This window comes from Bdellovibrio bacteriovorus (assembly GCF_001592755.1).
Classification (GTDB): domain Bacteria; phylum Bdellovibrionota; class Bdellovibrionia; order Bdellovibrionales; family Bdellovibrionaceae; genus Bdellovibrio; species Bdellovibrio bacteriovorus_E.
Genome location: NZ_LUKF01000003.1, coordinates 155,736 through 166,774, shown reverse-complemented (window position 1 = coordinate 166,774; position 11,039 = coordinate 155,736). Strand labels below are relative to the sequence as shown.

At 45.5% G+C, this 11,039-nt stretch carries 12 protein-coding genes; 5 read left to right on the top strand and 7 right to left on the bottom strand.

Going from position 1 to position 11,039, the window contains the following annotated elements; genetic code table 11:
* Nucleotides 1-104 precede the first annotated feature (104 nt).
* The 6 genes from AZI85_RS17835 to AZI85_RS04695 all read right to left on the bottom strand — a co-directional run bounded on the left by AZI85_RS17835 (nucleotide 105) and on the right by AZI85_RS04695 (nucleotide 4,120).
* Nucleotides 105-710 (bottom strand): hypothetical protein, encoded by a 606-nt coding sequence (locus AZI85_RS17835; RefSeq protein ID WP_253720843.1) that lies wholly within the window; start codon nucleotides 708-710, stop codon nucleotides 105-107.
* 16 nt (nucleotides 711-726) lie between these two features.
* Nucleotides 727-1,062 (bottom strand): hypothetical protein, encoded by a 336-nt coding sequence (locus AZI85_RS17830; RefSeq protein ID WP_253720842.1) that lies wholly within the window; start codon nucleotides 1,060-1,062, stop codon nucleotides 727-729.
* Nucleotides 1,059-2,342 (bottom strand): ferritin-like domain-containing protein, encoded by a 1,284-nt coding sequence (locus AZI85_RS04710; protein WP_063242997.1) that lies wholly within the window; start codon nucleotides 2,340-2,342, stop codon nucleotides 1,059-1,061. Before AZI85_RS04710 ends, AZI85_RS17830 begins: the two co-directional genes overlap by 4 nt.
* Before the next feature lie 91 nt (nucleotides 2,343-2,433).
* Complete coding sequence (locus tag AZI85_RS04705; RefSeq protein ID WP_253720841.1) at nucleotides 2,434-3,057, bottom strand: DUF1989 domain-containing protein; 624 nt, start codon at nucleotides 3,055-3,057, stop codon at nucleotides 2,434-2,436.
* Nucleotides 3,050-3,739: a guanitoxin biosynthesis heme-dependent pre-guanitoxin N-hydroxylase GntA gene (gntA, locus tag AZI85_RS04700; RefSeq protein ID WP_063242996.1), complete on the bottom strand. Its 690-nt coding sequence runs from the start codon at nucleotides 3,737-3,739 to the stop codon at nucleotides 3,050-3,052. The genes AZI85_RS04705 and gntA overlap by 8 nt, the downstream gene beginning before the upstream one ends.
* 168 nt (nucleotides 3,740-3,907) lie before the next feature.
* On the bottom strand, nucleotides 3,908-4,120 hold the full coding sequence (locus AZI85_RS04695; protein ID WP_063242995.1) for a hypothetical protein: 213 nt from the start codon (nucleotides 4,118-4,120) through the stop codon (nucleotides 3,908-3,910).
* 368 nt (nucleotides 4,121-4,488) lie between these two features.
* On the opposite strand from AZI85_RS04695, the gene dnaK reads away from it, so the two are divergent.
* A complete protein-coding gene (dnaK, locus tag AZI85_RS04690) occupies nucleotides 4,489-6,402 on the top strand; it encodes a molecular chaperone DnaK (RefSeq protein ID WP_063242994.1) in 1,914 nt (637 codons plus the stop codon).
* A gap of 85 nt (nucleotides 6,403-6,487) precedes the next feature.
* On the opposite strand, the gene AZI85_RS04685 is transcribed toward dnaK, so the two are convergent.
* The gene (locus tag AZI85_RS04685) at nucleotides 6,488-7,351 is read right to left on the bottom strand and encodes an MBL fold metallo-hydrolase (RefSeq protein ID WP_063242993.1); all 864 of its coding nucleotides are present in this window, start codon (nucleotides 7,349-7,351) and stop codon (nucleotides 6,488-6,490) included.
* Nucleotides 7,352-7,442: 91 nt separating this feature from the next.
* Between AZI85_RS04685 and AZI85_RS04680 the strand changes: the two genes are divergently transcribed.
* From AZI85_RS04680 to AZI85_RS04665, 4 genes are all read left to right on the top strand, one after another.
* On the top strand, nucleotides 7,443-7,859 hold the full coding sequence (locus AZI85_RS04680; RefSeq protein WP_063242992.1) for a YeeE/YedE family protein: 417 nt from the start codon (nucleotides 7,443-7,445) through the stop codon (nucleotides 7,857-7,859).
* The gene (locus AZI85_RS04675) at nucleotides 7,860-8,297 is read left to right on the top strand and encodes a YeeE/YedE family protein (RefSeq protein WP_063242991.1); all 438 of its coding nucleotides are present in this window, start codon (nucleotides 7,860-7,862) and stop codon (nucleotides 8,295-8,297) included.
* 134 nt (nucleotides 8,298-8,431) lie between these two features.
* Entirely contained in the window at nucleotides 8,432-10,369 is a 1,938-nt protein-coding gene (gene acs / locus AZI85_RS04670) for an acetate--CoA ligase (RefSeq protein ID WP_063242990.1), read from the top strand.
* A gap of 33 nt (nucleotides 10,370-10,402) precedes the next feature.
* A complete protein-coding gene (locus AZI85_RS04665; RefSeq protein WP_063242989.1) occupies nucleotides 10,403-10,924 on the top strand; it encodes a DUF6580 family putative transport protein in 522 nt (173 codons plus the stop codon).
* Nucleotides 10,925-11,039 lie beyond the last annotated feature (115 nt).

Below are 11,039 nucleotides of genomic sequence, written 5' to 3'. Positions count from 1 at the left end.
AGAATTATAGAGTTTTTATTTTGCGGAACAGATTTCGAAAGACTTCAGATGAAAGACTTTAGATTTCGATCTCAATTGCTCCGAAATTAGCCTGAAGAAATAATTCACATTAGCAGCTCTTCTCGATTCCTGAAAGAAACCGCGTTACCGCCAATGATACTTTCCGCTTCAATACACTCAGCGACCACCGGAATATCCCGCATCAACCCACTCAAACTCCGACACGGCCCAATATTCACAAACCTCGTAACACCGTCATTCCTACAAATCGCCTGCACGGCTTGGTTCCAGTGAATCGGTTTGCAAATACTCAAAAGGAACTCTTCACGAATCGCGACCGGATCAGAAATCGGAGTGGCGCTGAAGCTTGAATACATCGGAATCGAAGGGCGACGAACCGTCACAGACTTAAAATCTTCTTGCACGCATTCTACATAAGGCAAAATATAGCGCGAATGGGCGGGGTATTCTAAGATCTTCATTGTATTCCATGACCTCTCATTCGCGCGCGCTTCCACTTTTTCCAACTCTTGAAATCGGCCGCCGATGTTCAGGAATCGAGGAGTCAGGCAAGACACATCGACCGCAATATCCGAAAACCACTGATAGTCTTCGTCAGTAAAAACCTGGCCCTTCGGAGCAAGAACGCCAATATTCCGTCCGATCTTGTCAATGCCGTCAATTTTCTGGGTGAACTTGATATGATTCACCACTGCATCTTCAAAACTATAGGCCTTCGCGAACACCGCGCGAGCAAAGATCCCCTAAAGAGCATCCCATTACAAAATCAGGAGGTCCTTGAATTTCAGCCAACTCTTCAGCGACGGCTGTTTGAATACTGCAAATCGCGACGGCAGCGACACTGATATTTTGAACGGAATAAATATCTTCAACACGGCCTTCTAGGAAATCAGAAAAAGACATTCGATAACCAAAGTTGTCTGCAATGATCTCTTCCGCGCGACGTAAATACCACTGCACTCGAGGTCGGTGAAGATACCGAACCCGATCCGTACGTCGTAAAAGAGCATTCAAGCCAGGAAAGATAAACGCCTGCTTCATACAAGTTCCGCCGCGGATTCCTTCCAAGTACGGGTGCAAAACAAACCGCCTAGCACTTGCGAAGCTGCGCGCTCAAAACAAATTTCTTCCGTCTGTCGAATCCATTTCAAAATTTCTGGCTTAATATAGCCGCGGTCTCTTAAACGCAAATGCACCATTTGCGTGTGCTCGGCTTCATCTTTTAAAATCTCATCCAAAATAAATGCGACATCAATAGAATGTGTCGTTTCGCTTAAGTGCGCGTAGTGTTTAAAGACGCGCATCTCAAGTCCCAAAGCTCCGTACAAGTAAATCTCTTCCGGATCGGAAAACTTCTTCATCACGTGACTGAAGTAAGTAACAAGATATCTTTCCGTCGCCTTTCTCATACGCACTTCAAGAACTTTGTACTTTGGCTGTTGTAAGTATTTGCGGCGGCGAAGAAGCACCGTCTGGCGCAACAACTGCGCATGTCTTTTCTCGTCTTGCACATGCTCAACCATCTCTACGGGTAACGGAAGATGGCGTCGCCTAAAAATCTCTTGCATATGATTGGCCGCTAATTCTTCGCTGTCTCCTAAAGCGTAGATCCAAAGCGAAGTGGCGGCAGCGTCCGCACTCAACGCATGTCCTAGCTTTTCACTGGCCGATAAGGTGTCTCGTCGCTCTGTGTGATTTTCATATGCAGAAATAACGTCAGACATACGCAGAACCATTTTATGGCACATCTCTTTTTCAATTGTATGGAGCTGGGTCAGACAAAGCTTCTCTGTTTCTGGCAAAGTCTCCATCATCTTCTTGCCAAGCTGAATATGACTCTTTTCATCGGCAAGCACCGAAGTCAAAACGGAGCGAACGGATTCGGAATATGTCGCTTTGATAAAACAAGAATAAATCTGAAAAGGAAACTGCTCGATCGTCAAAGCTCCGTGCACATAAGCGTTAAAACGCGATTTAGCTTGAATCAAAATCGGATTGCCGAAATATCCGACTGTAAAGCTTTCAGCAATACCTTGAAGATCTCGTCGCAGTTCGAGCTCTCGCGCATCCTTCGCTTCAGCAAAAGGACGTACCGCCCACAAGGCATCACGATGTCTTAGTTCGTCTTCCGCATGCACGCGAATTTCCGAAAGAAACTGCGGGGGAGTTGAAGCCGACACATTTCCCAGGATCTGCTTTGCCGCTAAATCCTCCATGTGACCAAGCGCTGTTAAGAGCGCCGATTCCAAGCGAGGATCTTTGCAGACCTGAGACATTAATTTATTAATTGAATTGTAAAGTTGTTCAATAGATGTTCGCATGACGAGGCATACTTATACGCCCATACAGTTTGAACAATTCTAAAGAGTAAATCCTGTTAAAATACGTTCAAGAAATTACGGACGACAGAAACTAAATTTCTGACTTCGTTCCACCGCTTTCCTTGCGATACCAGATCGGTTTGCATGTTCCATGATTCGTACCTTCATGCGAACACGCGGTCAGTCCTACAACCAAATCCATTTCAGCGCGGAATAACACGAAGTCGCCGGTTTTTGCGAACGGCGTTTCAATTTTTACTCCACCTTTTTCATCCACAGTAACATTCATAAAAATATTGAACGTCGTTGAAATCTGATCTTCGTGAATTCCAAATTCTGCAAGATTCCTTGCCAAGTTTTCATGACAGCTCGGATGATAGTCCTCGTTGCCCGCGATCATTTGAAACATGCGCAGACTACAAGGAGTCATCAAAAAATCATGGCGACCACAGCTGTCTTCCAAGATAGTCAGCATCACATTGCTGCGATTCGAATAAAGATGATGTCCTGAAGTCAGATAAATCGTATCCGCCCAATCAATAGAGCGACCGGCCGAAAGACTTTCCCAAAGATTGCGAGCATTAAAACAAAAAAGATCCGACACCTGGTAATCGTGCGGAGTCATGACACGCAAAAGTTCCCCTTTACGTAAAAGAAAAGCCGCTCCCGTTTGCGCCGGCATCACACAGTAAGTTTGTTCTAAAGTATCAGACACGCGACAACGCCTTTTTCGCTAATCCCACTAGTCCTTTCGTGAAAGGACACTTCCAATCAGAAGAGTTCGCACGACCGGAGAACTGAATTGCTTCCCACACGTCATTATGAAGTTCTGCCATCGGATTGACCGAGCCTTGAAAGCGTTCATCGCGCTGACGGTTTAGCTTAATCATGGGCTGATACAGACCTTGCTCTTGGAGTTCATGAAACTGACTGTATAAGTTAAAGACCAAGGCGGGATAGGGCAGGCGGCGGGACAAGCGACTGCTTAGGGGATGCAATCCCACAACAAAATAAGCGCTGCCATCCAAGCTAAAACAGAAGTTCTTGTCTTCCGGATTATCACTGAATGTCGGATCCCAACTGCCGGCGATATCGGGATGATTCCACATCGCCGAAAGCTCATTCCAAAGCTTGGTTTCAAATTCTTCTTCGCTGTTGACTGAATCCTGCGGAAAAATCGCGAAGTAAGTGAGGTTCTGAATTTTTTGAGATCGCTGTTTTTCTTTAAATGCGATCAAGTTCGCCGCCAAGGTTCGAGCGCTCTCACCGCTGCCAAAGCTTGAGTACGTGTCGAAGATCAGTTCTTTTTTGAAAAGAGCTTGAACCGCAGCAATACAGGGATAATTTTTCTGAGAGATCAAATTATGAATGTCAGATTCAACCTGAGAAATGTCCATGGACTATGATTAGTCGAAAGGACTAGGTGCTTCAACGGCGGCACCTATGTGTTTTACCACTGATTGCGGACAGGAAATTTACTTCGCAAGATCAGCAATCTTAAACACCAACCTTCGACAATCTTAATTTTCAACTTCCGGTTATCCATTGTTTTCACAATGAAGTTATTATTCTTTTCGCGTTGAAGACTTCGCGCGAACTTTGCGAGAGTTGAACTCGGAATTCTTTGAAGAGCTTGAGTCGGAGGGGTCACTGCTGTCACTCAGCTGCTCATCTTGTTCGGCTTCGCGCTTTTCCGCGCGAATCTCGGCTTGGGCCAATCCAAACATAAGCAGCGATGAAACCAAAACCGCCGCCATCTTGAAACTGAAGTGTGTCATAAGCTGGGCCCTCATCATAAGAGTTTGATTGATCGATAGAAGTAGGGTAACCGAATGAGGTAAAAATCTTATGAATATGGCATTTAAATTCTTTAATCCGGGTGCTGCAAAATCAGGCAGAAATTGAGGCCCCGGCGTTGAAGGGTTTGCGCCGAGGCCTTGAGGGGCTTCGTTTCCTGTTTTTTAAGAGAGGAGCGAAGAGCCCATAATGCACGTCGCTGCTCCATAACACGAGTTAAATATCCGTAAGATATTGAAATTATTCGTTAAAAAAATGTCATAAAAAAGTAAGATGACGAGCTTGACGAATAGGAAGTCCGACCCACATTTAAAGAGCTATAAGCAGTTAATATTTAAGGAGAATTAGTATGGGTAAAATTATTGGTATCGACTTAGGAACGACGAACTCATGCGTCGCGATCATGGAGGGCGGCGAGCCTAAAGTGCTTGTGAATGAAGAGGGCGCTCGTACTACTCCTTCAGTTGTCGCTTACACTAAGGACGGCGATCGTTTGGTAGGTCAAATTGCTAAACGTCAAGCGGTGACGAATCCTGAAAACACAATCTATTCTGCAAAACGTTTTATCGGTCGCAGATTTGAAGAGATTCAAGAGGAAATCAAACTTGTGCCTTACACTGTCGTGGCTAAAGGCAATGACTGTGCTTTCAAAGTTCAAGGTAAACAAGTTTCTCCAGAAGAAATTGGTGCCGCAGTTCTAGCTAAATTGAAAAAAGTGGCTGAGGACTATCTTGGTGAACCGGTAACTGAAGCTGTAGTTACAGTTCCAGCTTACTTTAACGATGCGCAAAGACAGGCAACGAAAGATGCGGGTCGCATCGCGGGTCTTGAAATTAAACGTATCATCAACGAACCAACGGCCGCCGCTCTTGCGTACGGCATGGAAAGAAAGAAAGACGAAAAAATCGCTATCTACGACTTCGGTGGTGGTACATTCGATATTTCTATCTTGGAGGTTGGCGATGGAGTTGTGGAAGTTCGCGCTACTAATGGGGACACTCATTTGGGTGGCGATAACTTTGACACCGTAATCTTAGAATGGTTGATCTCTGAATTCAAAAAAGATCAGGCGATCGATCTTAAGAACGACAAAATGGCTTTGCAACGTTTGAAAGAAGCAGCCGAGAAAGCAAAAATCGAACTTTCTTCTGCACAGGAAACTGAAATCAATCTTCCGTTCATCACGGCAGACCAATCAGGTCCTAAACATTTGCAAACTCGTTTGACTCGCGCAAAATTCGATCAAATGACAGAAGATCTAGTAAAACGCTCTATGGAGCCTTGCCGTAAAGCTTTGGCTGATGCAGGCATGAAAGCTTCAGAGATCGACGAAGTTGTTTTGGTGGGTGGATCGACTCGTATCCCATCTATCCAAAAAGCTGTGAAAGAGTTCTTCGGTAAAGAACCAAACCGCACTGTGAACCCTGACGAAGTGGTTGCAGTAGGTGCTGCGGTACAAGGGGGCGTTCTTGCGGGTGACGTGAAAGACGTTCTTCTTCTAGACGTAACTCCACTAAGCCTTGGTATCGAGACTTTAGGTGGCGTTATGACGACACTTATCGAAAGAAACTCGGCGATCCCTACGAAGAAATCTCAGGTGTTCTCGACTGCTGCTGACAATCAGCCAGCCGTAGACATCCACGTTCTTCAAGGTGAGCGTAAGATGGCGACAGATAACAAAACTCTAGGCCGCTTCGAGCTAGTTGGTATTCCACCAGCTCCACGTGGTGTTCCTCAAGTCGAGGTGACTTTTGATATCGACGCCAATGGTATCTTGCACGTAAGTGCGAAAGATATGTCTTCTGGTAAGACTCAACAGATCAAGATCACAGCGCAATCAGGTCTTTCTGAAGAAGAGATCAAACGTGCAGTGAACGATGCTGAAGGTCATGCGGAAGAAGATAAACGTAAGGCAGAAGCAGCAACTCAAAGAAACAACTTGGACAACTTGGTTTACCAAACTGAGAAGTTGATCAAGGATTCTGGTTCTCAATTGCCTGAAAGCGAAGTGAAAGTGGCTAACGACGCGATCGCTGAAGCGAAAAAGGTTCTAGAGAACAAAGGTGCTGAAGTTACTGAGCTAAAAGAGCAGTTTGAAAAACTTCAAGCTGTGACTCACAAAATGACTTCTGAGCTTTACAAAAAGCAAGGAGCGCAACCAGGTGCTGACGGTTCTTCGGGTGATCAAGGCGGCGGCGAAGCCAAAGCTGAAGAGAAAAACGGCGACGACGTGATCGACGCTGACTACAAAGACGTCAACTAATCCTAGGCGTATCTAACATAAAAACTTGAAAAGGCCTGTTCGAAAGAGCAGGCCTTTTTTATTTTAAAATTCAAAACTTTTAAATCTACTGAGGAAGAAGCGGCGTTTTTACGTAGCTGACACCATTGGATTCCGCGGGGGGCAAGTGACCCGCACGAATGTTTACCTGAAGGCTTGGAATCAAAAGCTTCGGCGCTGCTAAAGTCGAATCTCTTTGAGTGCGGAACTGCACAAAGTCTTTTTCGCTGACATGGCCTGCAAGTTGAATGTTCTTTTCTTTTTGTTCTGCAACGCTGGTTTGAAAGCGTAATTCGCGGCCTTGGGGTTGATAATCATGGCCTACAAAAATTCGAGTCGAATCAGGCAACGTATAAATTTTCTGAGTGATGGAATTATATAAGTTATGAGCACTTCCATTCGGGAAATCACAGCGACCCGTCCCTGAATCCGGCATAAACATCGCATCACCCGAGAATAAAGCATCCTCAATCAAATAAGAAACGCACGCAGGCGTGTGACCCGGTGTCGCCAAAGTTTTTATTTTTAATGATCCGGCCTCAAAGACCTGTCCATCTTTAAGCAATAAATCAAAATCTTTCCCTTCGGTATTTACATCTGTCAGGTTGAAGAGTGTCTTAAAAGTTTTTTGCACTTCAGTGATTTTCTCACTGATAGCAACCTTGATTCCCGGAAAGAAATTTTTAAAAAGTTGAGAGCTTGAAAGATGATCCGCATGAGCATGCGTCTCTAACACAAAGTGCGGCTTTAAGTTTTTTTCCTTTAAAAACTTCACCACAGGTTCCATGGCTTTAGTGGTCAGTTTTCCCGAGGCCTGATCAAAATCCCATACAGGATCAATAACCACTGCATCCAAAGTCGTCGCATCAAATGCTACGTAGGAGAGCGTGAAAGTCCCTGGGTCAAAAAAATGTTGAATTTGCAAAGCCATGTGGTCCTCGATGTTTGTGCAAAAAGATATCTTTGCAAGAATATCCTTAGGATGATCTGATAGTGAAGAACTTTAAGTAGGGGATTCGACAATGACTGAAACTATCGCCTATGCCCTGGGTGGGGGCGCTTTGATTGGACTGGCCGTCTCTATCATGCTGGTCTTTAACGGTCGTGTGACCGGGATTAGCGGGATCACAAATAGTTTTTTGACCGCACAAGAAGGAAGACTGTGGCGAGGCGTCTTTATCATCGGGCTTTGGCTTGGCGGGTTCGTGATGGCAATGATCAATCCGACCTTTTTCGCAGTTCCCGATACGCCACTGCCTTCAGTGTTAATTGCGGGCTTTCTTGTGGGATTCGGTACTGTGATGGGAAGTGGCTGTACCAGTGGGCATGGCATCTGTGGACTTTCACGATTGTCGCTGCGTTCTTTAGTCGCGACGGTGACGTTTATGCTTGCAGGAATTCTTGTCGCTACGGGTTTAAAATATTTCGGGGGAGTTTAAATGAAGTACAAAAAATATCTTCAAGCCGTTGCTTCCTTCGTTGTTGGTTTTACTTTTGCTTTAGGTCTTTCCATCTCGGGAATGACTCAGCCTAGCAAGGTGTTGGGATTTTTGACCTGGGATGAAAACTGGGATCCGACTTTAATCTTCGTCATGCTGGGAGCCATTCCAGTACACGCTATTACTTATTATTTGGCTCGGAAAAGAAAGTCTCCACTACTGGATTCAGAGTGGCATGTGCCAACGACAACAAAGATCTCAAAAGAACTTGTTATTGGAAGCGCGCTCTTTGGTGTGGGGTGGGGCCTTGCCGGTTACTGTCCTGGTCCGGCGCTGACCTCTGTCGGTTCAGGATCCCTACAGGCTGTTTACTTTGTCGGAGCCATGATAGCAGGAATGTTTGCTCATCAGTTGTTTAAAAAGTCTTTCTCGAAATAGCATTGCACCGATGTAAATTTTGATTTGCGCGCCGAAGTTCTGAGTCCAAGAATTTTTGCGCAGCAACTTTTTGTAATTATAAATTTGACCTCACTGCTTGAAGGTTTACGATGATATATAAGCCTGAGGTGAGTATGCATAAAGATCTATATCCCGTCCCTCCAGAAACAGCGAAGAATGCCTGGATCAATGAAGCTAAGTACAAAGAGATGTACGAAAAATCCATCAAAGATCCTGAGGGTTTTTGGGCAAAAGAAGCCGAGCGCTTGGATTGGTTTAAAAAATGGGACAAGGTCAAAGAAACTAGCTTCAAAAAACCTGTCAGCATTAAGTGGTTTCAAGGCGGAAAACTCAACGTGTCGTACAACTGCATCGACCGCCATTTAAAGACCAAAGCCGACAAAGTCGCATTTATCTGGGAAGCAGACAATCCACAAACTCCCTCAAAAAAAATCACATACAAAGAACTTCATCAAGAGGTCTGCCGTTTTGCGAACATCTTAAAAAAGATGGGAGTAAAAAAAGGCGATGTCGTGACGATCTATCTTCCGATGATTCCCGAGGCGGCCTATGCGATGCTTGCGTGTACGCGTATTGGTGCTGTGCACTCGGTGATTTTCGCAGGCTTTGCGCCTGACTCTATCGCGGATCGTATTATCGATGGACAATCGAAATTTGTTGTCACGGCAGATGCGGGCTTCCGCGGCAGTAAGTCCATCGCGCTTAAAGAAAATATTGATAAGGCACTTGTCAGAGCACCTGTCGAGAAAGTTTTAGTCGTTAAATACGCACAGACGGACATTCAAATGCAGGCTGGCCGCGATATTTGGTATCACGACGAAGTGAAGTCGGCGAGCGATCAATGTCCTCCTGAACAAATGGATGCCGAAGATCCATTATTCATTCTTTATACTTCGGGATCTACGGGAAAACCAAAAGGCGTCTTACATACGACGGGGGGCTACTTGTTATGGGCAGGTATGACTCATCAGTATGTTTTTGATTATCATGACGGGGATATTTACTGGTGTTCTGCCGACATCGGTTGGGTGACAGGACACAGTTACATGATCTATGGCCCCTTGGCTAATGCGGCAACGTCGTTGATCTTCGAAGGTGTTCCAAATTACCCAACGCCTTCACGTTTCTGGGAAGTCGTCGACAAACATCAAGTCTCTATTTTCTATACGTCGCCAACGGCATTGCGATCTCTTATGCGGGAAGGAGAGACTTTCGTTAAATCCAGCTCTCGCAAGTCTTTAAGAATATTAGGCACTGTCGGAGAACCCATCAACCCCGAAGCGTGGGCATGGTACTTCGAAGTGGTCGGTGATGGTCGTTGTCCGATTGTGGATACGTGGTGGCAAACTGAAACGGGCGGACATATGATCACGCCATTGCCTGGTGCTATCGCGATGAAACCGGGTTCGGCGACACTGCCATTCTTCGGAGTTCAGCCAAAACTTTTAACTGTTGAAGGAAAAGAAATCACTGAGGTTGAAGGCGAAGGCGTGTTAGTGATCGCTGATTCTTGGCCTGGTCAGATGCGTTCGGTGTATCGCAATCATGACCGGTTTGAAGAGACGTATTTTTCAACCTATCCCGCATACTATTTTTCAGGAGATGGATGTCGTCGAGACAAAGACGGTTATTATTGGATCACCGGTCGTGTGGATGACGTGATCAATGTATCAGGTCACCGTATTGGGACGGCGGAAATCGAATCGGCCTTGGTTGCGAATCATCGCGTGGCAGAGGCTGCGGTCGTGGGCTATCCTCATGATATCAAAGGCCAAGGTATCTATGCCTTTGTGACTCTTAAAACCGGAGAAACGCCGAGTGAAGAGATTCGCAAAGAACTGATTCAAACTGTGCGGAAGGAAATCGGTCCGATTGCCACGCCAGATCTCATTCAGTGGGCTTTCCGTTTACCCAAGACTCGTTCAGGCAAGATTATGCGCAGAATCCTTCGTAAAATCGCAGAGAACCAGCCGGATCAATTGGGTGATACCAGCACTCTTTCCGACCCAAGTGTCGTCCAAGAACTGGTAGACAACCGTATGAATCGGTGATAGTTTTCTGCCCTGCATAAACGAGGATAATCTATGAAAACAACACAATGGATGACTTTGATTTTGATGGTTCTTGTTGCCGCTTTCAGCCGCTTGATTCCGCACCCTTGGAATTTCACGGCGATCGGCGCTATGGCTCTTTTCGGTGGAACTTACTTCCCTTCTAAAAAATTATCGATGGTGATTCCGTTGGCGGCTTTGTTCGTGAGTGACTTGGTTTTAGGTTTCCATGCGACAATGCTTTATGTTTACGCCGGTTTCTTAGCCGTTGTTTTATTGGGTTGGACTTTGCGCGAAGGTAAAACAGTGACTCGCGTAGGCACGATGTCTTTGGTAACAAGCGCGATTTTCTTCCTGGTTTCTAACTTCGGTGTGTGGATGATGGAAGGTCTTTATCCAAAGACAGCTCAAGGTCTTGTCGCATGTTACGTTGCAGGGATCCCTTTCTTCGGTAACCAGATCCTTGGCGATGTTTTCTTCACCGCAGTTCTTTTCGGTGGTTATGAAGCCATCAGAAAGTTTGCTCCGGATTTTGCGGTAAAAGCTACGGCTTAGTTTTTTAAGTGATCCACAAACTCACGGATCATGGCTGAGTTTGTGGATGATCCTGCATCAGTTTATTCAATTCTTTCTTAAATTTTTGGAAGCCTTCTTCATTTTCTTTGCTACA